This window comes from Puniceibacterium confluentis, assembly GCF_007923445.1.
Classification (GTDB): Bacteria; Pseudomonadota; Alphaproteobacteria; order Rhodobacterales; family Rhodobacteraceae; genus Puniceibacterium; species Puniceibacterium confluentis.
The window spans coordinates 35,474-59,881 of the sequence record NZ_VOJI01000003.1; the positions used below are offsets into that span (position 1 = coordinate 35,474).

At 63.7% G+C, this 24,408-nt stretch carries 26 protein-coding genes; 20 read left to right on the plus strand and 6 right to left on the minus strand.

What is annotated here, in order from left to right; genetic code table 11:
• Nucleotides 1–558: 558 nt before the first annotated feature.
• The 3 genes from FOY53_RS04470 to FOY53_RS04480 form a co-directional block, all read right to left on the minus strand.
• Nucleotides 559–1,056: a MarR family winged helix-turn-helix transcriptional regulator gene (locus tag FOY53_RS04470; RefSeq protein ID WP_146586162.1), complete on the minus strand. Its 498-nt coding sequence runs from the start codon at nt 1,054–1,056 to the stop codon at nt 559–561.
• An 88-nt stretch (nt 1,057–1,144) separates the two neighbouring features.
• Nucleotides 1,145–1,414, minus strand: a complete 270-nt coding sequence (locus tag FOY53_RS04475; protein WP_186766506.1) for a succinate dehydrogenase assembly factor 2 — start codon at nt 1,412–1,414, stop codon at nt 1,145–1,147.
• Nucleotides 1,411–1,797, minus strand: coding sequence for a helix-turn-helix domain-containing protein (locus tag FOY53_RS04480; protein WP_146586164.1), 387 nt, complete (start codon nt 1,795–1,797; stop codon nt 1,411–1,413). The genes FOY53_RS04475 and FOY53_RS04480 overlap by 4 nt, the downstream gene beginning before the upstream one ends.
• A gap of 89 nt (nt 1,798–1,886) precedes the next feature.
• Here FOY53_RS04480 and FOY53_RS04485 point away from each other — a divergent pair, with 89 nt between their 5' ends.
• From FOY53_RS04485 to parE, 3 genes are all read left to right on the plus strand, one after another.
• The gene (locus FOY53_RS04485; RefSeq protein ID WP_146586166.1) at nt 1,887–3,089 is read left to right on the plus strand and encodes a pyridoxal phosphate-dependent aminotransferase; all 1,203 of its coding nucleotides are present in this window, start codon (nt 1,887–1,889) and stop codon (nt 3,087–3,089) included.
• Between the two features lie 20 nt (nt 3,090–3,109).
• Nucleotides 3,110–3,511 (plus strand): hypothetical protein, encoded by a 402-nt coding sequence (locus FOY53_RS04490; protein WP_146586168.1) that lies wholly within the window; start codon nt 3,110–3,112, stop codon nt 3,509–3,511.
• 127 nt (nt 3,512–3,638) lie between these two features.
• On the plus strand, nt 3,639–5,597 hold the full coding sequence (gene parE / locus FOY53_RS04495; protein ID WP_146586170.1) for a DNA topoisomerase IV subunit B: 1,959 nt from the start codon (nt 3,639–3,641) through the stop codon (nt 5,595–5,597).
• A gap of 164 nt (nt 5,598–5,761) precedes the next feature.
• Here parE and FOY53_RS04500 read toward each other — a convergent pair whose 3' ends face one another.
• Nucleotides 5,762–6,382 carry a response regulator transcription factor gene (locus tag FOY53_RS04500; RefSeq protein ID WP_146586172.1) on the minus strand — a complete coding sequence of 207 codons (621 nt, stop codon included), beginning with the start codon at nt 6,380–6,382 and terminating at the stop codon, nt 5,762–5,764.
• A gap of 229 nt (nt 6,383–6,611) precedes the next feature.
• On the opposite strand from FOY53_RS04500, the gene FOY53_RS04505 reads away from it, so the two are divergent.
• From FOY53_RS04505 to FOY53_RS04515, 3 genes are all read left to right on the plus strand, one after another.
• Entirely contained in the window at nt 6,612–7,073 is a 462-nt protein-coding gene (locus tag FOY53_RS04505; protein ID WP_146586648.1) for a putative pterin-binding protein, read from the plus strand.
• Nucleotides 7,074–7,094: 21 nt separating this feature from the next.
• Nucleotides 7,095–9,653 carry a hybrid sensor histidine kinase/response regulator gene (locus FOY53_RS04510; RefSeq protein ID WP_146586174.1) on the plus strand — a complete coding sequence of 853 codons (2,559 nt, stop codon included), beginning with the start codon at nt 7,095–7,097 and terminating at the stop codon, nt 9,651–9,653.
• Nucleotides 9,654–10,245: 592 nt separating this feature from the next.
• Entirely contained in the window at nt 10,246–10,890 is a 645-nt protein-coding gene (locus FOY53_RS04515) for a L,D-transpeptidase (RefSeq protein WP_146586176.1), read from the plus strand.
• A gap of 12 nt (nt 10,891–10,902) precedes the next feature.
• Here the strand turns inward: FOY53_RS04515 and FOY53_RS24185 are convergent, their stop codons facing one another.
• On the minus strand, nt 10,903–11,244 hold the full coding sequence (locus FOY53_RS24185; protein ID WP_439332536.1) for a hypothetical protein: 342 nt from the start codon (nt 11,242–11,244) through the stop codon (nt 10,903–10,905).
• A gap of 301 nt (nt 11,245–11,545) precedes the next feature.
• Between FOY53_RS24185 and FOY53_RS04525 the strand changes: the two genes are divergently transcribed.
• The 6 genes from FOY53_RS04525 (at nt 11,546) to FOY53_RS04545 (ending at nt 16,174) form a co-directional block, all read left to right on the plus strand.
• Nucleotides 11,546–11,893: a hypothetical protein gene (locus tag FOY53_RS04525; protein WP_146586180.1), complete on the plus strand. Its 348-nt coding sequence runs from the start codon at nt 11,546–11,548 to the stop codon at nt 11,891–11,893.
• 98 nt (nt 11,894–11,991) lie between these two features.
• Entirely contained in the window at nt 11,992–12,930 is a 939-nt protein-coding gene (locus tag FOY53_RS04530) for a WD40/YVTN/BNR-like repeat-containing protein (RefSeq protein ID WP_186766509.1), read from the plus strand.
• A 1-nt stretch (nt 12,931) separates the two neighbouring features.
• Nucleotides 12,932–13,420, plus strand: a complete 489-nt coding sequence (locus FOY53_RS04535) for a DUF411 domain-containing protein (protein WP_146586182.1) — start codon at nt 12,932–12,934, stop codon at nt 13,418–13,420.
• Nucleotides 13,413–13,559 carry a hypothetical protein gene (locus tag FOY53_RS23400; protein WP_222435221.1) on the plus strand — a complete coding sequence of 49 codons (147 nt, stop codon included), beginning with the start codon at nt 13,413–13,415 and terminating at the stop codon, nt 13,557–13,559. The genes FOY53_RS04535 and FOY53_RS23400 overlap by 8 nt, the downstream gene beginning before the upstream one ends.
• On the plus strand, nt 13,556–14,032 hold the full coding sequence (locus FOY53_RS04540; RefSeq protein WP_146586184.1) for a c-type cytochrome: 477 nt from the start codon (nt 13,556–13,558) through the stop codon (nt 14,030–14,032). Before FOY53_RS23400 ends, FOY53_RS04540 begins: the two co-directional genes overlap by 4 nt.
• Before the next feature lie 366 nt (nt 14,033–14,398).
• Nucleotides 14,399–16,174, plus strand: a complete 1,776-nt coding sequence (locus FOY53_RS04545) for an SLC13 family permease (RefSeq protein WP_146586186.1) — start codon at nt 14,399–14,401, stop codon at nt 16,172–16,174.
• 305 nt (nt 16,175–16,479) lie between these two features.
• On the opposite strand, the gene FOY53_RS04550 is transcribed toward FOY53_RS04545, so the two are convergent.
• Entirely contained in the window at nt 16,480–16,893 is a 414-nt protein-coding gene (locus FOY53_RS04550) for a VOC family protein (RefSeq protein WP_146586188.1), read from the minus strand.
• A gap of 400 nt (nt 16,894–17,293) precedes the next feature.
• Here FOY53_RS04550 and FOY53_RS04555 point away from each other — a divergent pair, with 400 nt between their 5' ends.
• From FOY53_RS04555 to FOY53_RS04590, 8 genes are all read left to right on the plus strand, one after another.
• Nucleotides 17,294–18,139 (plus strand): transporter substrate-binding domain-containing protein, encoded by an 846-nt coding sequence (locus FOY53_RS04555; RefSeq protein WP_146586191.1) that lies wholly within the window; start codon nt 17,294–17,296, stop codon nt 18,137–18,139.
• Between the two features lie 119 nt (nt 18,140–18,258).
• Nucleotides 18,259–18,996 carry an amino acid ABC transporter ATP-binding protein gene (locus tag FOY53_RS04560; RefSeq protein WP_146586652.1) on the plus strand — a complete coding sequence of 246 codons (738 nt, stop codon included), beginning with the start codon at nt 18,259–18,261 and terminating at the stop codon, nt 18,994–18,996.
• Complete coding sequence (locus tag FOY53_RS04565) at nt 18,993–19,661, plus strand: amino acid ABC transporter permease (RefSeq protein WP_146586193.1); 669 nt, start codon at nt 18,993–18,995, stop codon at nt 19,659–19,661. Before FOY53_RS04560 ends, FOY53_RS04565 begins: the two co-directional genes overlap by 4 nt.
• An 11-nt stretch (nt 19,662–19,672) precedes the next feature.
• Nucleotides 19,673–20,341 carry an amino acid ABC transporter permease gene (locus tag FOY53_RS04570; RefSeq protein WP_146586195.1) on the plus strand — a complete coding sequence of 223 codons (669 nt, stop codon included), beginning with the start codon at nt 19,673–19,675 and terminating at the stop codon, nt 20,339–20,341.
• Between the two features lie 22 nt (nt 20,342–20,363).
• Entirely contained in the window at nt 20,364–21,290 is a 927-nt protein-coding gene (locus FOY53_RS04575; RefSeq protein ID WP_146586197.1) for an N-carbamoyl-D-amino-acid hydrolase, read from the plus strand.
• Between the two features lie 53 nt (nt 21,291–21,343).
• Nucleotides 21,344–22,798 (plus strand): dihydropyrimidinase, encoded by a 1,455-nt coding sequence (gene hydA, locus FOY53_RS04580; protein ID WP_146586199.1) that lies wholly within the window; start codon nt 21,344–21,346, stop codon nt 22,796–22,798.
• Nucleotides 22,795–23,451, plus strand: a complete 657-nt coding sequence (locus FOY53_RS04585) for an aspartate/glutamate racemase family protein (RefSeq protein WP_146586201.1) — start codon at nt 22,795–22,797, stop codon at nt 23,449–23,451. The genes hydA and FOY53_RS04585 overlap by 4 nt, the downstream gene beginning before the upstream one ends.
• The gene (locus FOY53_RS04590) at nt 23,448–24,389 is read left to right on the plus strand and encodes a LysR family transcriptional regulator (RefSeq protein WP_146586203.1); all 942 of its coding nucleotides are present in this window, start codon (nt 23,448–23,450) and stop codon (nt 24,387–24,389) included. Before FOY53_RS04585 ends, FOY53_RS04590 begins: the two co-directional genes overlap by 4 nt.
• Nucleotides 24,390–24,408 lie beyond the last annotated feature (19 nt).

Consider the following 24,408-nt stretch of genomic DNA (forward strand, 5'->3'; position numbering starts at 1 on the left):
GCAACGAGTTTCGAGCCACCGTCCGCGGCTCGGGCGGCCCAGGGGACGCGGGGGCGGCTACGTCCCGCCCCGATCCTGCTGGCGTTTTTCTGCGCTGGATCCCGTCAGTCGCAGCGTCCGGCTTTCTCGCGCGCCGTCATCCCGGCGACTGGCAGCGGCGCCAATGTGGTCCGATGCCGGTGCGACCGCAGCGGTGCAGGTTGCGCCCATGCCCGTTCCGTGTGGACGTCCCGTCGGCCCGCGGGGTATGCGCCAGCCCACTGACTGCGGGTCGTGTTTGTGCTACCCGGCCAGACAAGGATTCGCGGCATCGCCGCTGCTTTGACGTCCCCGCGGCTTCGGTTGGTTCGCTCTGCAATCCCGCTGTGACATTGCTGGACGGCCGCCTTGCAGTTCGAGCGTAGCGCGCATGAACTGGTGCCCGATCACTCGCATCCAACGCCCACGGAAGCGCACATGGCGGAGACGCGGGAGCGGCAGACAGCCCGGCGCCAAAGCGCCGTCAGGAAAGCCGGTTGGAACCCAGCCCGCGACCGACCGCCGGAAGGTCCGGTCTGATCAATAGATATAACGAATCTGGTCGGTCCAGTACCGTTCCATCCGCCGCAGGGAAGAGGTAATTTCCTCGACCCCCTCGGGCCCCAAAACGCCCTTGGTCTCCAGGCCGACAGCGTGACGGGCGAAAAGACCTGAGACGACATCGCGAATTTCGCGCCCCCTCGCAGTCAGTCGGACCCTGACCGAGCGGCGGTCAATCTCGCACCGCTGGTGGTGCATGAACCCGGTCTCGACCAGTTTCTTGAGATTGTAGCTGACATTGCTGCCCTGATAATAGCCGCGTGTCTTCAGCTCGCCGGCCGTCACCTCGTTGTCGCCGATGTTGAACAGGAGCAGCGCCTGCACGGCGTTGATTTCAAGCACTCCGACCCGTTCGAATTCGTCCTTTATCACGTCGAGCAGCAGACGGTGCAACCGTTCCACCAGTGCCAGCGCCTCAAGGTAGCTGACCATGAAACCATGGTCGGCGCCTTTTCCCAGTGAGGAATGTATGCTCATCGTCTTCTCCGCCTGATCCGCTCTGACGGAGATTTGGCGAAAAATGACAAAATAGCGTAAAGATCCGCGGCATCCGCTAAAAAGCGACCTATCCCGTCGCGATCAACCGGATATCTGCCATCAGCGGGCCAAACCGCTCCGGAGGCATCGCCTGCCCCGTGACCCACTGGTAGAGATCCTGATCGTTTTCCGACAGCAGACCATCGTAGAGTTCCAGCATCCCGGCATCCATCGCCGCAAGCCGGGCTTCGGCATACCGCGTCAGGATCAGGTCCATTTCCTTGATGCCCCGCCGCATGGACCGCATGTGCAGCCGCTTCACCATCGTCTCACGCGGCTCGGCTTCCGGCTTGATCATAGCGTGCCTTTCAGGTTGAGGCGCAGCGCCTTTTCCAGGCGGGCAAGTCGTTCGGCCTGTTCCCTCATGTGGGTCTGAATATCTCTGATCTCGAGCAGGATATGCTGCACATCTGCCGAGACCTGCGTCTCGTCCGGTGCTCCCAGCCCCTCGCCCTCGCCGGTCAGCAGCCAGACCATCGAGACATTCAGCAGCCCGGCCAGCATCGACAGACGGTTGGCGCGCGGTTCCGCCGCATCAGCTTCCCAGTGCTGGAGGGTCTTCAGCTTGACGCCAAGCCGTTTTGCCAGTTGATCCTGCGTCATGCCGCTTGCATCCCGCGCCGCAGCCACCCTGTCGCCAAAGGTTGCCGCGTCCGGGCCGTACCAGTTGTCGTCGTCCATCACCCTCTCCCTTTCGGCCGAAGCCGCTTGATCGCTCTTTGGGCGCACCCTATGACGAGTCACGCCCCATATCAAACCGGTGACCGCTGATGACTTTCCTGTCCACGACCCTTGCCCGCGTGAAACCGTCGCCCACCGTGGCGATCACCCAACTGGCGCGGGAACTGACCGATGCCGGGCGCGACGTGATTGCGCTGGCCGCCGGCGAGCCCGATTTTGACACGCCGGACAACATCAAGGCGGCGGCGGTTGCGGCCATTGCCGCGGGCAAGACGAAATACACCGCCCCGGATGGCATTGCCGAACTGAAGGCGGCGATCTGTGCCAAGTTCGCCCGCGAAAACGGACTGAGCTATCAGCCAACGCAGGTCTCGGTGTCCACCGGCGGCAAACAGGTGCTTTACAACGCGCTCATCGCCACCTTGAACCCCGGTGACGAGGTGGTGATCCCGGCGCCCTACTGGGTCAGTTACCCGGACATGGTGCTGATGGGCGGCGGCACACCGGTGATCGTGGAGACCTCGGTGGACACCGGTTTCAAGATCACCGCCGAGGCGCTCGAAGCGGCGATCACGCCGCAGACCAAGTGGTTCCTGTTCAACTCGCCCTCCAATCCGACCGGGGCGGGCTATGACCGGGACGAGCTCAGGGCGCTGACCGATGTGCTTTTGCGCCATCCGCATGTCTGGGTGATGACCGACGACATGTACGAACACCTCGCCTATGACGGGTTCAGGTTCTGCACACCGGCGCAGGTCGAGCCCCGCCTCTATGACCGCACGCTGACCTGCAACGGCGTGTCCAAGGCCTATGCGATGACGGGCTGGCGGATCGGCTATGCTGCCGGACCCGAGCATCTGATCGCTGCGATGCGCAAGGTGCAGACACAGTCGACCACCAACCCCTGCTCGATCAGTCAGTGGGCCGCCGTCGAGGCCCTGAACGGACCACAGGATTTCCTGGCGAGTCGCGGCGAGGCCTTTCGCATCCGCCGCAACCTGGTGGTCACGATGCTGAATGCCGCCGACGGCATCACCTGCCCGATGCCCGAGGGGGCATTTTATGTCTATCCGTCGATCAAGGGCTGTCTTGGCAAGACCAGCGCCGCGGGCACGCTGATCACGGACGACGAGACTTTTGTGAAAGCACTTCTCGAAGAGTCGGGTGTGGCCGTCGTGCATGGTGCCGCCTTCGGCCTGTCTCCGCATTTCCGGGTCAGCTATGCCACATCCGAGGCCGTGCTCAGCGACGCCTGCGCCCGGATCCAAACCTTTTGCGCCGGCTTGCGGTGACGATGTCGGGAGAGATGTGAATGTCGGGCGATCTGCCAGAGTACTACTTCCGTGTACGCGAAAATGGCGCGCTGGTGTTTCGCATCGACACCGAAAACCGCCAGCGCAGGATCGAGATGATCCAGATCGCCATGGTCAACATCCGCAATGGCGAGATCAAGCCGCAGGGTGACCGGGAGCTGACCGAGGCCGACAGGGCCGCCATCGGCGACTGGATGCACGACCGCAGCGCCCTGCTGGCCCTGCGCGACATGGATGACATCCATCGCAGCATCGACCACCTCAACCTCACGGCGCAATGGGTGCAGTCCAAGGCCACAGATGCGCAACTCGACGAGGTGACCGACAAACTGCTGCTGGCCATGCACGATCTGCGCACTGTTCTGGTCCGCAAGAAGGCCGATCGCATCACCAGGGACTGACCCGCCTGTCAATCGCCACATGGCTGCGCGCCCGTCCCCCGCCGCTGCAGAGGCGAACAGGGACTTCCACCACCCCGCCCCCTCTGCCATACTGCCGCGCAACCAAGACCAACAAAAGAGCAGCACAATGGCCGAAGACCTTCTCTCCGGACAGCCGTCCAGCGAATATGATGCCTCCTCGATCCAGGTTCTCGAGGATATGGAGCATGTCCGCCTGCGCCCCGGCATGTACATCGGTGGCAAGGACGACCGCGCGCTGCACCACATGGTTGCCGAAATCATCGACAACTCGATGGACGAAGCGGTTGCCGGCCATGCCTCCTGGATCGAGGTCGAACTGCACGAGAACGGTCACGTCAGCGTGCGCGACAACGGCCGCGGCATTCCCACCGGCCCGCACCCCAAGGATCCGTCGAAATCGGCGCTGGAAATCATCTTCTGCACCCTGAACGCCGGCGGCAAGTTTTCGGGTGACAGCTACGAAACCTCCGGCGGCCTGCACGGCGTCGGCTCTTCGGTGGTCAATGCGCTCTCCGATCACCTGCGCGTCGAGGTCGCCCGCAACAAGGAACTCTATGCGATGGAGTTCTCGCGCGGCCTGCCGCAGGGCAAGCTGGAAAGGATCGGCGCCGCCCCGAACCGGCGTGGCACCGCCGTCACCTTTCACCCCGACCCGCAGATCTTCGGCGCGCTGAAACTGAAACCCGCGCGCCTGTTCGCGATGGCCCGCTCCAAGGCCTACCTGTTCTCGGGCGTCAAGATCCGCTGGAAGACCTCCCTCCCCGACGGCGACACACCGATGGAGGCGGAATTCCATTTTCCCGGCGGCCTCTCGGATTACCTCGGCGACACCATGAACGGCGCCACCACCTATGCCGACAAGCCATTCGCCGGCCGCGTCGAGTTTCGGGAAAAGTTCGGCCAGCCGGGCAAGGTCGAGTGGGCGATCAACTGGACGCCCTCGCGCGACGGCTTTATCCAGTCCTACTGCAACACCGTCCCCACCCCCGAGGGTGGCACCCACGAGGCCGGCTTCTGGGCCGCGATCCTCAAGGGCATCCGCGCCTACGGCGAGCTGGTGAGCAACCGCAAGGCCAGCAACATCACCCGTGAGGACCTGATGACAGGCGCCGGCGCACTCGTGTCCTGTTTCATCCGTGAACCGGAATTTGTCGGCCAGACCAAGGACCGCCTGGCCACGACCGAAGCCGCGCGGATGGTCGAATCGGCGGTGCGGGACCATTTCGACAACTGGCTGGCGGCGGACACCAAATCCGCCGGGGCGATTCTCGACTTCCTCGTCCTGCGGGCCGAGGAACGCCTGCGCCGCCGTCAGGAAAAGGAAACCGCCCGCAAATCCGCCACCAAGAAGCTGCGCCTGCCGGGCAAGCTGACCGATTGCACCGCCAAGAACCGGGAAGGCACCGAACTGTTCATCGTCGAGGGCGATTCGGCCGGCGGTTCAGCCAAGGGCGCGCGCTCGCGGGAAAATCAGGCGCTGCTGCCGCTCAAGGGCAAGATCCTGAACGTGCTTGGCGCGGCCTCATCCAAGCTGGGCACCAACGCCGAAATCTCGGACCTCTGCGAGGCGCTGGGCGTCGGCATGGGCAGCAAATTCAACCTCGATGACCTGCGTTATGACAAGATCATCATCATGACCGACGCCGACGTCGACGGCGCGCATATCGCATCGCTGCTGATGACCTTTTTCTTCACCCAGATGCGCCCGCTGATCGACACCGGGCACCTGTATCTGGCCTGCCCGCCCCTCTATCGTCTCACGCAGGGGGCCAAACGGCTCTATGTGGCAGATGACGCCGAAAAGGATCACTGGATGCACAAGGGGTTGGGCGGCAAGGGCAAGATTGATGTCCAGCGCTTCAAGGGTCTGGGCGAGATGGACGCGAAGGACCTCAAAGAGACGACAATGGACCCCAAGTCCCGCAAGCTGATCCGGGTGACCATCGACGAGGACGAACCCGGCGAAACCGGTGATCTGGTCGAACGCCTGATGGGCAAGAAACCCGAGCTGCGCTATCAGTACATCCAGGAAAACGCGCGGTTTGTTGAAGAACTCGATGTCTGATCCCGCGGGTTGACGGCAGATCGCGGTGGCCGGGCAGCCGACCCGCTGCAACCGGGAAGCGCCAGATCATTCGGCCAGATAAATCGGTCCGCACAATTCGGGCCTGTGCAACGATGACATCCCTCGGCGGACTTTACGCCGGGCAGACGCTTCCCCGCAGAGGGTCAGATAAAGCCGGCGCCGCGGGCAATCATCGCGGCGTCCGTGCGGTTGCGGGCATCCAGTTTGCGGCACAACGTCTTGACGTGCAATTTGATCGTGACCTCCTGTAACTCAAGGTCGCGGGCGATCTCCTTGTTGGATTTTGCCCCCATCAGGCCCCTGAGTACCTGCCTCTCCCGCTCAGAGAGGTCCTTTTCGAAATCGGTTTCCTCCGGATCGTCCTTGCCCGACATGAAATTGACCGGAGCGTAGATTTCCCCCGCAGCCATGAACCGGACGGCGTTGACCAGTGACTTGGCCGGCAGAGTCTTGGGCAGAAATCCGATCGCCCCCATGCTCAATGCCTGTTCCGCGATAAGCCGCGTCGCCGTGCCCGATATCAGGCCGACCGGTTTTCCGTCATTGGCATCCAGCACTGTCTTCAATCCGTCCAGCCCCTTCATTCCGGGCATCGTATAGTCGAGAAGCACCAGATCGAACGGCCCGCCAGATGCGATTTTCGCCAAAGCTTCCTGCAGATTGCATGCTGCGACGGTTTCGGTCTCACCATCCGCGTCCAGAAACATAGCGATGGTTTCTCGCACCATGTCGTGATCGTCCGCTATCAAAATTCGCAAGGTCATCAAGAGTCCTTTCCTGCCACCGTTTACCAATGTGGCATTACAGGTAGCGCGGACTCCCTTTTTTGAACACCGTATATTGCCCGCACACGGCCCGCGTATGCGGCATTTCCCGCTCCTATCCCTTGGTATAGGTGTCCTAACCTTATCCTCACTCGTTCGGTGACAGGCTGTGCCTTATGGATAGTTTGTGGGTGAAGGAAAAGGAAACGCCAATATGTTCAAACAACAGATGTTCAAAATGCTTTCTGCGCTGATCTGCGGCGCAACGTTCGCCACCGCCGCACTTGCTCAGGACACTGTCCTCGAGGTGTCAGTGGGGGACACCCGCCATGAATACAGTCTTGAGCAGCTAAAGGCGCTGCCGGTCACATCGTTCGAAACCACAACGATCTGGACAACCGGCTCACAAACCTTCGAGGGCGTTTCGTTGCTGGCCTTGATGAACGCAATCGAAGTGGCCGAAGGCACGATCCAAGCGACCGCGATCAACGACTATTCGGTCACGATCCCGATGTCCGACGCCACCGCCGACGGGCCGATCATCGCCTATCTGACCAATGGCGAAACGATGTCGCGCCGGGACAAGGGCCCGCTCTGGATTGTCTATCCATATGACAGCGATATTAAGTACCAGAATGAAATCATCTATAGCCGGTCCATCTGGCAACTGGACAGGATATCGATTGAATAAGCTCCGCATTCAGGATCATCCATGACATATCCCGCGCTTTCAGCCCGGCGGACCAAATGGGGCAGGCACATGCTTGTTCTGGCGCTGTTCGCCGGAATCCTCGTTGGAAGCTACATTGCCTTTACCGTCTGGAACAGGATCGGCTCGCTTGACAGTTCGCAGCAGGACCACGCGGAATGGGCGTATTCTCAGCTTGAGATCGAATTCCTCAAACTCGACCGCGCTCTTGAACAGGCGCGGTCGGGAAACAGTGCAGAGCTCGAGAATCTGCGCAAGCGGTTCGACATCTTCTACAGCCGGATCGACATCGTGGACCGGCTTCAGGAAGCCGGAGATTTCATCCCTGAAGTCAGCAAATTGCGCAGCGTTGTCGATACCCAGATTCCGCTGATCGACAGTGACGACACCACGCTGTTCAACGGTTTGGATGGCCTGCAACGCGCCCTGGATGATATCAAGGGATCCCCCCGAGAGATCGCCCTTGCGTCGATCGCGATTTCCGCCAACTCCGCACAGTCGGAGCGTCATCAGATCGTCCATCTGATGGAAAACCTGTTTGTGATTGTCCTTCTGGTCACGGCTGCTTTGATTGGCGCGACGATCCGGCTGTCGCGTCAAGCCATCACTTTGAACCGGGCGACCCGAGAGGCCGAAGAAAACCACCTGCGACTCGAGACCACGCTGCGTGCCTCGCTGGATGCCGTGGTTGTCATCGACGACAGGGGCGCGATACGCGACTTCAACGGGTCGGCCGAAACCATATTTGCCATTCCGCGCGATGCGGCGCTGGGCCAGGACTTCATCACGCTCTTGCTGCCCGAACACCTGCGGGAAAAATATAACGGCATGCTTGCCAAGTTCCGGTCAACCGGCATCACGCAGGTGGCGGACGCAGGGCGACAGGAACTTGAAATGGTCGATCACAACGGCCGCATCTTTCCCGTCGAGCTTTCGGTTTCGCTGGCCCGCTCTGAGGAAGGTCCGATTTTTGTCACGTATATCCGCGACATCACGGACAAGCGCCAGAAAGAACAGGAAATTGTTCAGGCGCGTGACGCCGCCCTGGCCGCCTACGGTGAAAAATCCCGTTTCTTCGCGATGATGAGCCACGAAATGCGCACACCGCTGAACGGCGTGTTGTCCGCCATCCACCTGCTGGATGACGGTCGCCTTGATGCAGAGCAGCAACAATACCTGGGCGCGGCGCTGACGTCCGGGGATATTCTTCTGAGCCACATCAACGATGTCCTTGCCATCGAGCGCAGCGAGGCGGGAATGGACAGCCAGCAGTTGCAACCCTGTGATGTCGCTTCCCTGACCTCCGGGCTGATTGACACGATGGAACCCCTCGCGAAGTCGGCCAGCGTCCGGCTGCAACTGGACCAGGGCGGGCTGCACGATCGCCCGATCCTGACCGATCCGCGCGCGATACAACAAATTCTGGTGAACTTGCTGAGCAATGCCATCAAGTTCAGTCCGGATGGCGAGGTCACCCTGCGCACCTATTACCAGCAGTCAAAGGGCAAGACAGCTGTCCTGCACCTGGAGGTCATCGACGACGGCCCCGGCATTTTCGAAGAGGATATCGACCGTATCTTCGAGGATTTTGTGTCGCTTGACAGCCGGTATGAGCGTCGCACCGGGGGGACCGGGCTGGGGCTCGGCATCGTCCGGCGTGTGGTTCAGAGCCTGAGCGGCGAAATCCGCTGCGAGTCCGTGCCAGGAGAGGGCGCGCGTTTCACGGTCTCCCTGCCGGTCACTCTGGCGACCCCGAGCAACATGCCTGCCCGGACATCCACCCGTACCGCGTACCCCAACCAGACTCCGCTGCGGCTTCTGGTTGTGGATGACAATGAAATCAACCGCGACCTGCTCAAGGCAATGCTTCGGCGGCTGGGCCACGACGTCACGCTTGCAGCCGGTGGGCAAGAGGCGGTCGATCTCGCAATGGAGACATCCTTCGATGCCATTCTCATGGACATCTCCATGCCCGGGATGAACGGGATTCAGGCGACTCAGGCGATTCTTGCTGGCGCCGGGCCGAACAGTTCCACGCCGGTCATCGCAGTCACCGCTCATGCGCTGCCCGACGAGCAGGCAGAATTCAAAGCCGTGGGCATGTCGGGATTCCTGCAGAAACCACTGGATTCAAAAGCCCTTGGTGCGACGCTCGCAGGCTTTGCCCCGCGGCTCCACGCGGCGACGCAACCATCGGCCGATGTTCTGGCGATCGACGACACATATCGGCAAAGCATCCTGAACGAAGCCCAGGTTGCGGAACTGCTGGACCTGTTGGGCCGCGACAAGATTGCCGAGCGGATCGCGACTTTGTCGCTGCGGGTCGAACAGGATCTTCCCGCGCTTGTCGCCGCACAAACGGCACAGGATCTGCAATCCCGCTCGCACGAGCTGGCGGGGATGTGCGGCATGTTCGGTGCGCACCGCCTGCACGTGTTGCTCAAGGACATCGAAACGGCCTGCAAAGAAGACGATGTGAAGACGGCGCATGACCTCGCCAAACGGGTTCCTGCAGCCTGGCACTCAACGCACGCCGCCCTCTCCAGACGCGTCCTGCAATAACCCCTGTCATGGCTGGGGCAGGACGGTGGTTCCGACCGGCGCGTGGCTGGTCAGGGAAAAACATGCCGCGGTATTCTTCGGAACAAGTCCGCCATACATCTGCGCCCGCGCCGACCCCGTAAATTTGGTTTAGTGTGCAACACAGTTCGTGAAATCGAATGTCAGACCCGGCAGTTGCGGAACGGTCCACAAAGGGACGCTGGTATAACAGCGGCGGACGGCCGAAAAACAGTCGCCCGTTTCTCCATCACTCACGGCCAACTGCGTTCTGACGTGCCGCCCCCCACTTCCACCACGGGGGGCGGCTGCATGTCCGGGGCGGTCCGACGCGGTGACCGGCTGCCTGGTCTCGACGTCTATTTGCCGTCTCCCGGTCAGAGGCCGCATGTCGCACTCCGGTCCCGGGCACTCTTGATCGTGCCGGGCCCTGCGCGCAGTCCGGGGAACGCCACTTCATCTAAAAATCGCGTGACCGGGGTCGATTGCGTTTGAACAATTCTCGGGTTTGGCGGTTCTATGAACACGAGGCCACGCTTCGGGCTCTGCCAAGGGGCAGTTCCGGACACGGGCCGGTAAATTCGAAAGGGATCGCATGTTCACAAGACGGCACATGATGGCTGCTCTCACCGCGCTGGCCGCGCCGGCGTTTGTCCGGCCCGCCTTTGCTGCCCCCAACGACTGGGACACCTGGGATGCGCAGGTCACTCCTGCGCAGTTTGATCTGGGAACCAGCAATCCATGGGGGTTGCATCCGCGTTTTCTGCCGGTGCGGGTGAGCGCCAATTCAGACCTGACACCAGGCGATGTTCATGTGGATGCGGTCGCGCGCTACCTCTATCACATCCAGGACGACGGATCGGCCATGCGCTACGGCGTGGCAATCGGGCGTGACGGGCTGTACGAACCCGGCGTCTACACGATCAAGCGCAAGACAAAGTGGCCGCGATGGACCCCCACAGATGCAATGATCGAGCGGGAACCCGGGAAATACGCCCGATGGGAAGAGGGCATGCCCCCCGGTCCGGAGAATGCACTGGGATCGCGGGCTCTGTATCTGTACGTCGGCAACCGCGACACCTATCTTCGCATCCACGGCACGCCCGCCCCGCGCTCTATCGGGACGCGGGCCAGTTCGGGATGTGTGCGCATGGTGATGCCGCATATCAACGCGCTGTACGATCAGGTCGACACCGGCGTCACCGCTTACCTGTATCCGCCCGATGGCGGAACGCTGTAACGCCGTCTTCGCTCAGCTGGCCGGCGCGGTGCAGATCGGGCTACCGTTGTCGGTGCGCAGCGGCAGTTCGGTGGTCTCGACCGGCCCGCGATGGGTGTACCAGTAACAGCCGTCTTCGGCCCGGACCCGCGCCGTGGAGAGATCCTGATAGGGCGCGGCGATGGACGAGACCGACTCTGGCACAGAGGAGAGGCGCACAGACAGCGGGGCGGGTCGAGCAGGCGCTTGGTCGGGGCCGGCTGGCGATGGGGTGGGGCTGAGAGGAGTTGCTCCACCCGTGGCAGGCAGTGGTTCACATCCGGCAAGCACCAGGAGGAGCAGCGGCGCTGCGAGTAAAGCCTTGGGTCTGATCATATCGCGCGTACTCCGGTTTTTCGTTATTTGTGACACGGTTGCATTCCACGGCCACCGCCGCAAGTCGGCATGCGCGGTTGGATGCCAGACGGAGGTGCAACCGCCGTATGGCCTGATCGGTTCCCCGGCAACACCCTGCTCGGGTCTTGCAGGGCCAAGTTCGGTCCCCCGCCACAGCACCTGCACCCTGGCAGAACTTTGCGCACGCGGACCCGCCTGTCCCGGCGACCTCATGGTTTTGTGACTGCCACCGCAGGCGAAGCCAATCGACAGAAGCGTGTGTTTGACCTATCTGCGATGGATGCTCGGGTTTTTTCGCCTTGTCTCGGTCTGCTGCGCGCTTGCTCTTCTGGGCGGCATACTGCTGCATGATCTGGCGGCTGCGAAAATGTCCGCAGAGATGGCGGAGGCACGGCTTTCGATTGCCTCTGGCGACAGTGATGCATGTCCTGCCTGCGCACCGGACGGGCCCGAGGTGGTCTGCGACATCGACTGCACCGCGCCGGTTCTCTCGACGGCAGTGGCCGCAGAAATCGTCGCGGCCGTCACCCTGCGCAGCCTGCGTCTGACCCTTCCGGGAGATATGGGGCGAACGGGACTCGATCCCGGCTCGGAGCCGCACCCGCCGCGAGGCACGGTCCTGATCTGACCGGCCGCACCGAAAGGTGACGGCCCGGTCCCGCAGTATCTGCCACCCGGTGGCCGGACTGCGTTCAACGGACCCCGTCACCTTAGGAAAACTCATAGATGTCACACCACCCTCCGCGCAATCTCTCGCGCCGGCGCCTTCTGACCAGCGCATCCGCTGCGCTTGGAACCGCGCTGGTCCTTCCCCATGCCTCGGTCGCCGCATCTGCCGTGGACCGTATCCTCGCCCTCACCTTTGACAGCGACGCGATTGTCGTCTCGACACAGGATGCGCTCTGGCACATCTCCGCAACCGGCGCCGAGCGGCAGCCACAGACCGAAGCCATCACCGCGCTTGCCAGTCACCCGGCACGTCCCGGCACGCTGCATGCCGCCCTGCAACGCGGCGGCCTGCGCCGCAGCCTCGATGGCGGCCAAAGCTGGGAGGACGCCGGTGACGGCCATGGGTCCGCCCGGATCCTCGCGCTGAGCGTTGCGGCGGGGAACCCCGACACGCTCTATGCCGCCGCCGCAGGCGACGGCCTCTACCGCAGCGAGGACGCAGGAAAAAGCTGGGCGTTCGTCATGGACCGGCCCTATCTCGACGGTGCCGAACACGATGTGCTGAGCATGGTCTCGGTTGCGACCCCCAGCGGTATGGGCGGCATATGGCTCTATGCCGGCACGGCCGCGGGGCTGACCCGGGTGCCCGATTGCTTCTGCCGCTGGCAGGATGTCACCGCGGGGGACGCCATGGAGGCGCTCGCCTCCGGGCAGGTGCCCGCGCCCGCCAACGGCTTGCCGAAAGGGCAGGCGATCACCGCGCTGGCCCTGGCGCCAGAGGCACCGGACCAGCTTTATGCCGGACTCGCCAGCGGCCTTTGGGTCTCATCCGATGCGGGCGTCAACTGGTCGCGCGCCTCCGGGGGCGCCGCCGAACCTCTCGCCGTCGATCCCGCCGATCCCCGGCACCTCGTTGCCGCCCGAGCGGACGGTCTGTCCGTCAGCCGCGATGGTGGCGCGACCTGGACCATTCCGAACTTTTTCAAGGAGACATGACATGACCAAGACACTGACCTTCCGGTCGATGACCGCTCTCGCCGCGGCGGGCCTGATCGGCTTTGCCACCCTCGGCATGGCCGCCGGCGAACCCGACGCGCCAGTCGGCGACGCGGTCTTTCCCGCTGACCGCCAGATGACCATCTGGCGTGATCCATCCTGCGGCTGCTGCGACGCCTATGCCGAGTACATGGAAAAAGAAGGCTACCATGTCACCCGAATAGACGACCGCGACTTCGACAAGCGCTCCATTGAAGTGGGCGTTCCGGAGCAAGGGCTTGGCTGCCATCTCGCCGAAATCGACGGCTACTATGTCAGCGGCCTCGTGCCGGCGGACATCATCCAGCGCCTGACCACCGAGCGGCCAAAGATCACCGGCATCACCCTGCCCGGTATGCCGCAAAACGCGCCGGGCATGGCGGGCAAGAGCGGCACGCTCAAAACCTATGCCTTCGGGGAGGACGGGATTTCCGTTTATGCCGATGAGTGACTGTCCGATGATGGAGATGATGGGCGGGCCGATGATGGCCGGGATGATGGGTCTCGGCGGCTTGCTGCTGCTCCTGGTCCTCTCGGTACTGGTTCTGAGCGCGCTGTCTTTGGTCAAGTATCTGCGGAGGCCGGCATGAGGACGGTATTGCCTGCAACCCTCGTCGCCGCCGTGACGGTCACGGCATTGACGGCCTGGGCCGCCGGTGGCAACGCGCAGTCTGCGGAGATCACATTCCTCGGCGCCCCGGTCGACGTCGAGACGATCGCGCGGGGCAACGCACTTTACGCGGAAAGCTGTGCCTCCTGCCACGGCATCGAGCTCGAGGGCCAACCCGACTGGCGGCGACGGCTGGACAATGGCCGCATGCCGGCTCCGCCCCATGACGCAGACGGGCACACCTGGCACCACGCCGACCGTCAGCTCTTTACCATCACCAAGCATGGGCTGGGCGCGATCCTGCCCGGCTATGACAGCGACATGCCCGCTTTCGGTGAACTGCTCTCGGACGAAGAGATCGCCGCGGTGCTTGCGTATATCAAGAGCACCTGGCCAGAGCGCGAGCGCGGCTTTCAGGCCGAGGTGACGGCGGGCGACACGGGCGGCACATAGGCGGCCCGGATCCCCCTGCCCTGTCCTGACGCATATGGTGCGGGTCCGGTATCGGACAGGGCTGTTTCTGGCGGGGCCGGATCATACCGTGATTCGGGCGCGACGGTCGTCAGCCGGTTGCGCCCAACACGACCGGCCGCCGGGCTCAGCGGTTCCACGGTCTGCCCTCTCGCGGGCACAGCTGCGCCTGAGGCTATTGGCCGGGGCCGCAGAACCGGAGGCGATTGCAGCCGGACGCTGTCACATCCGCGATTTTCCAGGGCCCCCGAAACGGTGTCGGACAGGCTGCCAGTCCCGCCGCACACCAGACACCACTTGGTGAAAGACGGGATACCGGCCTGCCCGAAACTCCGCTAAGGTGCAGAGATGCAAACTGAATTGACCCAAATCTTTGTTCTACTGGGCGCGGTGTTTGCGCTGCTTGTCTGGGGTCGGATCCGCTATGACCTTGTCGCTTTCGGCGCTTTGATCATTGCGGCCACGCTTGGCCTGGTGCCGACCGAGAAGGTCTTTTCCGGGTTCGGACACTCTGCCGTCGCCATCATTGCGCTGGTCCTGATCGTCAGCCGGGGGCTGTCTTCCTCCGGTGCGGTCGAGCTTATTGCCGCCCGGTTGATTGACCCGAACCGACCTCTGCCCCTGCATATCGCCGTTGTCGCAGCTTTGGCGGCCGGCCTGTCCGCGATCATCAATAACGTCGCCGCCCTGGCGCTTTTGATGCCGCTTGACCTCGAGGCCGCGAAAAAGGCCAGCCGCGGGGCCGGACAGACTCTGATGCCGCTGTCCTTTGCGACAATTCTTGGCGGCATGATCACGCTGATCGGAACACCGCCCAACATCGTGATCTCGGAATACCGCCAGGACGTGCTGGGCGCACCCTTCGGGATGTTCGACTTTGCGCCCGTCGGCATTGCCGTTGCCGTCGCGGGGATAGCCTTTGTTTCGCTTCTGGGCTGGCGATTGCTGCCGTCCCGGGCCTCGCTGCTGGAAACGGAAAAACAGGTCATCCAGGGCCGATATGTGGCCGAACTCCGCATCGGCGAGCAGACTCTGCAAGAGGGAATGGTGGTTGCGGACCTGTATCCCGGCGCGAATGATGTCGATGTCCACATCCTGGGCCTGATCCGCCGGGGCAAGCGCATCCGCGGTCTGGCGCCCCGGGAAGAGTTGCGCGCCGGCGACTTTCTCGTCGTCGAAGGAGAACCGAAATCCATCGAATCCTTCATGGGGCTGACAGGTCTCGATTTCGCGGGCTCGGAAAAACACGAAGGCGGCGTCGTCGCACCGGGCCTGACCCTGTCAGAGGCCATCGTGCCGGAGGGCGCGCGCATAGAGGGGCGGACCGCCCGCAGCCTGAACCTCTTGCAACGCCATTCGGTAACGCTCTTGGGAGTCGCGCGCGGGGGCAGGAGCTTTCAGGACCGTGTGCGCCTGCTCCCGGTCCGGGCCGGTGATGTCCTGCTGCTTCTTGGCACGCCGGACCGCGTCGCTGCGGCCACCGAGTGGCTGGGTGTGCTGCCGATCGAGGGACGGCAGACCGAAGTTGTCCAGCGCAGCAAAGCCGGCCTGTCCATAGCGGTGTTCATGCTTGCGGTCACCCTGGCCGTGTTTGGGCTGGTTGCCCTGTCCGTGGCGCTCGGCGCTGCCGTTATCGCCTATGTCGTGCTGGGCCTGGTCAGCGCACGCGAGGTCTATGCTTCGGTGGAATGGAAGGTCATTGTCCTGCTGGCCAGTCTGATCCCGCTGGCAGAGGCGTTCGAGCATTTTGGCGGCGCGGACCTCATCGCCAACCAGATCGTCAACCTGAGCGACGGTTACCCGGCATGGGTCTCGCTGGTCGCGTTGATGATCGTCACGATGACGCTGTCGGATTTCCTGAACAATGTCGCGACGACGTTGATCGCGGCGCCGATCTCCATGTCAATCGCCACCGCGACCGGAACGAACCCGGACACCTACCTGATGACGGTGGCGGTGGCCGCCTCTTGCGCCTTTCTCACGCCTATCGGACACAAGAACAACACCCTGATTCTGGGGCCCGGCGGATACAGGTTTGGCGACTACTGGCGTATGGGTTTGCCGCTCGAGATCCTTGTCGTCTGCGTTGCCGTTCCGACAATCCTCCTGGTCTGGCCGCTGTGACCCCCTGACACCGGCACTGTCGTCGGGGGCCATGGCTTCGGCGAAAGGGCAGCAGACACCACTGGCAGTCCCCTGCCCCCTGCGCATGGGTTGCCGGTGCGCCGCTGCGCTGTCCTGATACCGCACAGCCCTGTCGGAACAGCAGGCTGGATGGCGTGCTTCCCGGGGCTTGAGATGCCTGCAACGCCGGCCGGTATTCCCGGTCCGCTTCCCGACTGCGCGCGCGGGCAGCAGGTGCGGACGGCGGCAGCCCGGTGCCGGGCATGCTCGCGATCCGCCTGCAGCCGCGCGACATGTGGGAAGGATCAGGCCGAGAAAAGCCCGTCGAAATCCTTGAAGCCCTTGATCTCGATCGGGTTGTCCGAGGGATCAAAGAAGAACATCGTGCGCTGCTCGCCCGGTTCTCCGGCAAAGCGGATCACCGGCGGGATATCGAATGCGATGCCCTTCGCGGCAAGCCGGTCTGCCAGCGCCAGCCAGTCGTCCAGCCGCAGCACCGCGCCCATGTGCGGCATCATCACCATGTGATCCCCGACCCTGCCTGTGCGTGTAGTCTTGAACGGCTCGCCCAGATGCAACGAGAGCTGATGGCCGAAAAAGTCGAAATCGACCCAGGTATCGCTCGACCGGCCTTCCTCGCAGCCCAGAACAGTGCCGTAGAAGGCGCGCGCCGCGTCGAGGTCGGTGACGTTGATTGCGAGGTGAAAGAGAGAATTCATGGCAGAGTCCCGGCAGGTTGGAGAACACGATAGCGCGGCTGACAGGTCCGGTCGGCACGCGGTTGCTCTGAAATTGCTCATTCGATGGGCAGCGTAAAGGGGGGAGGGGCACAGATCGCCGCCCCCTGCCTTTGCCCTGCGGCCTGCCCTGGCGGCGGTCCCCGAAATGACGCGACGTGAAAATATATTCTTTGAAATCAATTTCTTGCGCGAAAAAGCCGCAGGCTCTCCGCGCCGTGCGCGACGGCGATCCACGACAACACTATAACCTTTGTTTATAATTATAGTTCAATTATAATTATAATTTGTATTGTTCCTTGCCGGGCCCGACGGCTTTTAAGAAGGCACGTCTCGCATCTTGCCGATGCCAAGAAACAAACCCACCAACACGGAGCCCGCCATGACATCCAAAGGCCTTTTTCTCTCCGCAGCGCTCGCCGCGCTTGCCGTCCCCGCCACCAGCCCTGCACAGGCAGAGGGCTACAAGGTAGCGCTGGACGGCACCTTTGCGCCCCACGCCATGCCCAGCCTGTCGGGCGGGGTCGAAGGCTTCAACGTCGATCTCGCCGCCGCCATCGGCGAAAAGCTCGGCACCCCGATGGAGGTGATCGCCGCACAGTTTTCGGGTCTGATCCCGGCATTGCAGGCGGGCACTTACGACTTCCTTGTCGCGCCCACCACCGTCACCGAGGAGCGCGCCGCGAACCTGCTGTTCACCGAAGGTTTCATGGATACCAACTTTGCCTTCACCATCCCCGCCGGGAGCGACGCGATGGAAGGACTTGACGCCTTCAAGGGCAAAACCATCGCGGTCAACAAGGGCTCGGTCTACGAAAGCTTCCTGACCGAAAAGGCCGGGGAATACGGCTGGGAGATCGTGGCCTATGGCACCAACACCGACGCGGTCGAGGCGGTGACGACCGGTCGCGCCGACGCCAACCTCGCCGGTGCCACCGTGTCGGCATGGGCCGCCAAGCAGAACCCGCGCATCGACCTTGGCTACGAGTACCCCACCGGCCTGGTCTGGGCCTTTCCGTTCCGCAAGGACGACGTCGAGACGCGTGACAAGATCGACGCCGTGCTGGAGTGCCTGAAGAGCGACGGCACCATGGCGGGGCTGTCCGAGAAATGGTTCGGCGTGTCCCCGGTCGAGGGCGCCACCATCGTCACCCCGACCCCCGGCTTTGGCACCCCCGGCTTTGACGGCTACGACGAAACCGCGCACGAGGTTTCCTGCGACTTCTGATCCCTCGCACTGCCGGACGGGGCGCGTGCTGCCCCGTCCTCTCATCCGAAAGACAGTTCATGCCCGCAGCCCCGTCTCCTACCGCCACTCTGTGCCAGCCCAAGGTGCACCCAAGACCGATGATCGAGATCAACAAGCTCGAGAAATGTTTTGGCGACACGCAGGTGCTGACCTCCATCGACCTCCGCGTGAACCGGGGCGAGCTTGTCTTTGTCATCGGCCCCTCGGGCTCGGGCAAGTCGACCATGCTGCGCTGCTGCAACCGGCTCGAAGAGCCAACCTCGGGCAGCATCCTTCTGGACGGTGAGCACGTGACCGATTGCCGGGGCCGCGCGCTCGACCGGATGCGGCTGAAGATCGGCATGGTGTTCCAGGGCTTCCACCTTTACCCGCACAAATCGGTGCTGGCGAATGTCATGCTGGCGCAGGTCAAGGCGCTGAAACGCTCCAGGTCCGAGGCCGAGGCCCGTGCCATGGAGATGCTCGACCACGTCGGCCTCGCCCACAAGGCATCTGCCATGCCCAGCGAACTTTCGGGCGGCCAGCAGCAGCGTGTGGCCATTGCCCGCGCACTGGCGCTCGACCCCAAGGTCATGCTCTTTGACGAGCCGACCTCGGCGCTCGATCCCGAGCTTGTCGGTTCGGTACTCAAGGTGATGAAGCAGCTGCGCGACGAAGGCATGACAATGGTCGTGGTCAGCCACGAGATGAATTTTGCCCGCGAGGCCGCAGACCGCGTGGTTTTCATGGATGGCGGTGTGGTTGTCGAGGTCGGCACCCCGGAAGAGATCTTCGGAAACCCGAAGTCCGAGCGCCTGCGCGCCTTCCTCTCGCGCCTGCAGCCGAGCGGCGCATGAGGTTCCTCGATACATTTTTCGACGGCGTGGTGATGGCGAAATACCTGCCGGATCTGCTTTTGGCCATCGTCACCACGCTCTGGCTCAGCGCGATCATCGTGATCGGCGGGCTTGCCCTTGGCCTGGCACTGGCCTGCCTGCGCACCCTGGGACGCTGGTACCTGACCCTGCCGATCGTCGCCTTTGCCGACATCGGCCGCGCCATGCCGCCACTTGTCGTCATCCTGATCTTCTACTTCGGTCTGCCTGGCCTCGGCATCAGCCTGTCGGGTCCGATGGTGTTGATCCTCGTGCTGGGCGGCGTCCTTGCCGCCTTTGCCGAAGAGATCTTCTGGGCCGGACTGACCGCCGTCCCTAAGGGGCAATGGGAAGCGGGCCGCGCCACCGGCCTGAGTTTTGCGCAGACGCTGTTCGATGTTGCCCTGCCGCAAGCAATCCGTCTTGGCATCCCGCCGCTGGTCAACCGCGCGCTGGCGATCACCAAGATGACCGCGCTCGGCTCGGTGATCGGGGTCAAGGAGATCCTCGCCGTGTCGTCGTCGGCGCAGAGCTTTTCCGGTTCGGCGACGCCGCTGACGATGGCCGCGCTCGCCTATCTCGCGATTTTCCTGCCGGTCGTCATCCTGTCGCGCCTGGCCGAACGGCGTTACGCCTGGTCCGTGTGAAGGAGCGCGACATGAGCAATTTCATCGACCTGTTCTTCAATCTCGACATCATGGGTCAGGCCTGGCCTCTTCTGTTCAAGGGGCTGATCATCACGCTGAAACTTTGCGCGGTGGTCATCGGACTTGGCGTCGTCGGCGGGCTGCTGCTGGCGCTCGGGGCGCTGTCGCCGCGCAGATGGCTGAAATGGCCGGCGGTCGGTTTCATCGACCTGTTCCGCGCGCTGCCGCCGCTGGTGCTGCTGATCTTCGTCTACTCGGGCCTGCCCTTCGCCGGGCTGGATCTGAGCCCCTTCATGGCCGTGGTCATCGCCTTCTTCCTCAACAACTCGGCCTATTTCGCCGAGGTCTTTCGCGCGGGCATCCAGTCCGTGCCGAAAGGCCAGACAGAGGCGGCCCGCGCCACCGGACTGGGTGCGGCACAGACGCTGATCCAGGTGGTCCTGCCGCAGGCGGTGCGCAACGTGCTGCCCGACCTGCTGTCGAACACCGTCGAGGTTGTGAAGCTGACCTCGCTCGCCTCGGTCGTCTCGCTTTCCGAGCTGCTCTATTCGGCCAACATGGCCCGCTCGGTCACCTACAACTCCTCGCCGCTTGTCCTCGCGGCGCTGATCTACCTCGCGATCCTCTGGCCGCTTGTGCGCCTGATCTCGCGGTATCAGCGTGGCATTGCGGTGCATTGAGCATCCCTGAAAGGAAAGACCCATGACCAAACTCATTATCGGCGGTGCCCAGATCGGGGGCATCCAGAAGGACGAGAGCCGCGCCCAGGTGATCGCCCGGATGATCGCCCTGATGGAGCGCGCGCATGAAAAGGGCGTGTCGTTCCTCGTCTATCCCGAGATGACGCTGACCACCTTTTTCCCGCGCTTTTACGCCGAGGACCGCGCCGAGTTCGACCATTGGTTCGAGACGCAGATGCCGAACCCCGCCGTGCAGCCGCTGTTCGACAAGGCGCGCGAATACGGCATGGGGTTCACCTTCGGCTATTGCGAGCTGACGCCCGAGGGCGCGCATTTCAACACCTCGATCATCGTTTCGCCCGAGGGCGAGATCGTGCTGAAATACCGCAAGACCCACCTGCCCGGCCATGCCGAGCACGAGCCCGAGCGCACCCACCAGCACCTTGAAAAGCGGTATTTCCTGCCCGGAGACACCGGCTTTGGCGTGGTCAGGAACCAGGGGGTGATCATGGGCATGGCGATCTGCAACGACCGCCGCTGGCCCGAAAGCTGGCGCATGCTGGGCCTGCAAGGGGTGCAGCTTGTGGCGATCGGCTACAACACCCCGAGCCAGAACAACCTCTCGGCAGAAGAAGGCCCGGAGCGCCGGATGTATCACCACGAATTGTCGGTCTGCGCCGGGGCCTACCAGAATGCGACCTATGCCGTTGCCGTCGCCAAATGCGGCCTGGAGGACGGCAACCACATGTTCGCAGGCTCGATCATCGTCGATCCGGACGGGTTCGTTGTGGCAAAGGCGGAAGGCGAGGGCGACGAGCTGATCGTGCACGAGGCGGATTTCGCCAAATGCGACTTTGGCAAATCCACGGTTTTCAACTTTGCCGCGCACCGGCGGATCGAACATTATGGCCTGATCGCCAGCCAGACCGGCGTGAAGTTGCCGGACTAAGCCCCCACAGCAGGGAACGACCGCCCGCAGGCGGGACAGCAGGAGGACAACAGATGCAGTTCGACACGGTGATCCACGACGGCACCATCGCCACCGCCGACTACACCGCCAAGGGCGACATCGGCATCAGGGACGGGCGCATCGCCGCGATTGCCGAAACCCTTTCGGGCGGCGCGCGCCGCATCGACGCCGGCGGGCGCATCGTCATGCCGGGCGGCATCGAGGCGCACGCCCATATCGCCCAGGAAAGCTCGTCCGGTGTCATGACCGCAGACGACTACCTCTCGGGCTCGATCTCTGCCGCCTTTGGCGGCAACTCGTCGTTCATTCCCTTTGCCGCGCAGCAGCGCGGCCAGTCGGTGGACGATGTCATCGCCACCTATGACGCGCGCGGCGCTCGGTCGGTCATTGATTATTCCTACCACCTGATCATCTCGGACCCGACGCCCGAAGTGCTCGAGGACCAGCTGCCCCGCGCCTTTGCCCGCGGCATCACCTCATTCAAGGTTTTCATGACCTATGACCTGATGAACCTGGGCGATGGCGGCATGCTCGACATTCTCACCGTGGCACGGGCGCATGGCGCCATCACCATGGTTCATGCCGAAAACAACGACATGGTCAAATGGATGAACCGGCAGCTGGCGGCCAAGGGGCTGACCGCCCCGAAATACCACGCCGTCTCGCGCCCCGAGCTGGCCGAGGAAGAGGCGATCAACCGCGCCATCCAGCTGGCCAAGCTGGTCGACGCGCCGCTGTTCATCGTGCATGTCTCGACCCGGGGCGGCGCCGAGATCGTCCGGCGCGAAAAGTTCAACGGTGCCAAGCTTTTTGCCGAGACCTGCCCGCAGTATCTGGCGTTGACCCGCGCCGATCTCGACCGGCCGGGCATGGAGGGGGCGAAATACATCTGCTCGCCGCCGCTGCGCGACGCGCAGACCCAGGACGCGCTTTGGCATCACATCGGCATGGGCACCTTCGAAAGCGTCAGTTCCGACCATGCGCCCTACCGGTTCGATGACACCGGCAAGTTTCTGAACGGGCCGGACGTGCCCTATCCCAGGATCGCCAACGGCATGCCCGGCATCGCCGCGCGCCTGCCCTACCTGTTTTCCGAAGGGGTGGTGAAGGGGCGGATCACGCTCGAGCAGTTTGTGGCGCTGTCCGCGACCAACGCGGCAAAGACCTTCGGCTGCGACACCAAGGGCCGGATCGCCCCGGGCATGGACGCCGACATCGCGATCTGGAACCCCGAGACCCGGCTGACCGTCACCGCCGCCGACCAGCACGACAACATGGATTACACCCCCTTCGAGGGCATGGAACTGACCGGCAGGCCCGAGGTGGTGATGAACCGCGGCGCGGTCATCGTCGAACACGGCGTGCTTCGGGCCAAGGAGGGCCAGGGCCGCTTTGTCGCCCGCGCGCCCGTCGACCTGCGCGGCAGACCCGGCTGGACCGCCAAGGAACTCGATCCGTCGCAGAACTTTGGCGCGGTGCTGCGATGACCGGCCCGATCCTGATCATCAACCCCAACTCTGCCGCCAGCGTGACGCAGGGCATCCGCGAGGCGGTCGCGCATCTTGCCCCGGCGCGGGGTCCGGACTTCGAGGTCATCGACCTGCCCGCGTCGCCGGCGACGATCCTGACCGCGCAGGACGTGGCGCGCGCCGGACTCGGCTTTGCCGACGCGGCGCAGGCCCGGCCCGACGCGGCGGCCTATGTCTCGGCCTGCTTTTCCGACCCCGGTGTCGAGATGACCCGCACGCTGGTGAAACAGCCGGTCATCGGCGTGCAGGAGGCAGGCATGCTGACCGCCATGGCGCGCGCCGATCTCTTCGGGATCATCGCGCTGGCCCCCGGCTCGGTCGCCCGCCACCGGCTGCGCATCCGCGCCATGGGCATCGAAAGCCGCCTCGCGGCAGAGCTTGCCCTGCCTGGCGTCTCGGCCGAAGCCTCGGGGCGCGACGCGCAGGTCTACGACATGTGCGTGGCGTTGGGCCGCGAACTGGCGGAAAGAGGCGCCGGTGCCGTCGTGCTGGGCTGTGCCGGCATGGCCCCGATCCGGGCGCGGCTGGAGCGCGACATCGGCATTGCGGTGATCGACCCGGTTCAGGCCGCCGCCGCCATGGCGCTGGGGCTGGTCGGGGCACCGGAATGAGTGCCGAACCGGGGCTTCCCGACGTTTCGCTGCGACTGCTCGAGATCTTTGCCGCGATGATGCGCTGCGCCACGACCGTCGAAGCCGCCGAACAGTTGCGCATCTCGCAGCCAGCGGTCTCGGCGGGGCTGCGGCAGCTTGAGACACAGCTCGGCCTCAAACTTTTCGAGCGCACCGGGCGGCGGCTGCAACCCACCGCCGAGGCGAAAACCCTCTACGAAGAGATCCGTCCGGTGTTCAGCCTGATGCGCGGCTTCTCGCAACGCGCGCGCGACATGAAACTGGGCATGGCGGGGCGGCTGAAGGTCATCGCCACGCCGCCGCTTGGCTATTCGGTGGCCCCGGTCGCCCTGCGCCGCTTTCTCGAGGCGCGCCCCGACGTGTCGGTGGCTTTCGACGTGCGGCGGCTGGAACAGGTGAAGGACGCGGTACAGAGCGGTCAGGCCGATATCGGCCTTGCGATTGATCACGACCGGCAGACGGCGGTGAATGTCGATGTGCTGCAACGCGCGCATATGGTGGCGCTGGTGCCCAGAGCCAGCCCGCTGGCGGCGAAACCGCATCTGACCGCGCTGGACCTGCAGTCGGAGCCGATGGTCGGGCTCGAGACCGGATCGAACCTCGGGCAGCTGGTGCGCAAGGCCTATGAACAGGTCGGCGCGGTCTACGCCCCACGCATCGAGGTGCGCTATTGCGCCACAGCCACCGCGCTGGCGGCGCAGCATCTCGGGGTCACTGTCGTCGACCCCTATTCCGCCACCACCCATGCCACCGACACGCTGGTGTGCAAGCCGTTCCTGCCGGCCTGCGAGATCAAGGCGGTGATGTACACCCGGCGCGGCGTTCCCTACTCGGGGCTGCTGCACAGTTTCATGTCGGACCTGCGTGCGGCCTTCGCCGACAGCGACCTGCTGATCGCGGAACCGCCAAGGGGCTGACCCCCATTATGACCCCAAT

Coding starts and splice junctions, on each gene's coding strand:
- FOY53_RS04470 (WP_146586162.1), bottom strand. CDS start 1,056: ATGAGCATACATTCCTCACTGGGAAAAGGCGCCGACCATGGTTTCATG.
- FOY53_RS04475 (WP_186766506.1), bottom strand. CDS start 1,414: ATGATCAAGCCGGAAGCCGAGCCGCGTGAGACGATGGTGAAGCGGCTG.
- FOY53_RS04480 (WP_146586164.1), bottom strand. CDS start 1,797: ATGGACGACGACAACTGGTACGGCCCGGACGCGGCAACCTTTGGCGAC.
- FOY53_RS04485 (WP_146586166.1), top strand. CDS start 1,887: ATGACTTTCCTGTCCACGACCCTTGCCCGCGTGAAACCGTCGCCCACC.
- FOY53_RS04490 (WP_146586168.1), top strand. CDS start 3,110: ATGTCGGGCGATCTGCCAGAGTACTACTTCCGTGTACGCGAAAATGGC.
- parE (WP_146586170.1), top strand. CDS start 3,639: ATGGCCGAAGACCTTCTCTCCGGACAGCCGTCCAGCGAATATGATGCC.
- FOY53_RS04500 (WP_146586172.1), bottom strand. CDS start 6,382: ATGACCTTGCGAATTTTGATAGCGGACGATCACGACATGGTGCGAGAA.
- FOY53_RS04505 (WP_146586648.1), top strand. CDS start 6,612: ATGTTCAAAATGCTTTCTGCGCTGATCTGCGGCGCAACGTTCGCCACC.
- FOY53_RS04510 (WP_146586174.1), top strand. CDS start 7,095: ATGACATATCCCGCGCTTTCAGCCCGGCGGACCAAATGGGGCAGGCAC.
- FOY53_RS04515 (WP_146586176.1), top strand. CDS start 10,246: ATGTTCACAAGACGGCACATGATGGCTGCTCTCACCGCGCTGGCCGCG.
- FOY53_RS24185 (WP_439332536.1), bottom strand. CDS start 11,244: ATGATCAGACCCAAGGCTTTACTCGCAGCGCCGCTGCTCCTCCTGGTG.
- FOY53_RS04525 (WP_146586180.1), top strand. CDS start 11,546: ATGCTCGGGTTTTTTCGCCTTGTCTCGGTCTGCTGCGCGCTTGCTCTT.
- FOY53_RS04530 (WP_186766509.1), top strand. CDS start 11,992: ATGTCACACCACCCTCCGCGCAATCTCTCGCGCCGGCGCCTTCTGACC.
- FOY53_RS04535 (WP_146586182.1), top strand. CDS start 12,932: ATGACCAAGACACTGACCTTCCGGTCGATGACCGCTCTCGCCGCGGCG.
- FOY53_RS23400 (WP_222435221.1), top strand. CDS start 13,413: ATGAGTGACTGTCCGATGATGGAGATGATGGGCGGGCCGATGATGGCC.
- FOY53_RS04540 (WP_146586184.1), top strand. CDS start 13,556: ATGAGGACGGTATTGCCTGCAACCCTCGTCGCCGCCGTGACGGTCACG.
- FOY53_RS04545 (WP_146586186.1), top strand. CDS start 14,399: ATGCAAACTGAATTGACCCAAATCTTTGTTCTACTGGGCGCGGTGTTT.
- FOY53_RS04550 (WP_146586188.1), bottom strand. CDS start 16,893: ATGAATTCTCTCTTTCACCTCGCAATCAACGTCACCGACCTCGACGCG.
- FOY53_RS04555 (WP_146586191.1), top strand. CDS start 17,294: ATGACATCCAAAGGCCTTTTTCTCTCCGCAGCGCTCGCCGCGCTTGCC.
- FOY53_RS04560 (WP_146586652.1), top strand. CDS start 18,259: ATGATCGAGATCAACAAGCTCGAGAAATGTTTTGGCGACACGCAGGTG.
- FOY53_RS04565 (WP_146586193.1), top strand. CDS start 18,993: ATGAGGTTCCTCGATACATTTTTCGACGGCGTGGTGATGGCGAAATAC.
- FOY53_RS04570 (WP_146586195.1), top strand. CDS start 19,673: ATGAGCAATTTCATCGACCTGTTCTTCAATCTCGACATCATGGGTCAG.
- FOY53_RS04575 (WP_146586197.1), top strand. CDS start 20,364: ATGACCAAACTCATTATCGGCGGTGCCCAGATCGGGGGCATCCAGAAG.
- hydA (WP_146586199.1), top strand. CDS start 21,344: ATGCAGTTCGACACGGTGATCCACGACGGCACCATCGCCACCGCCGAC.
- FOY53_RS04585 (WP_146586201.1), top strand. CDS start 22,795: ATGACCGGCCCGATCCTGATCATCAACCCCAACTCTGCCGCCAGCGTG.
- FOY53_RS04590 (WP_146586203.1), top strand. CDS start 23,448: ATGAGTGCCGAACCGGGGCTTCCCGACGTTTCGCTGCGACTGCTCGAG.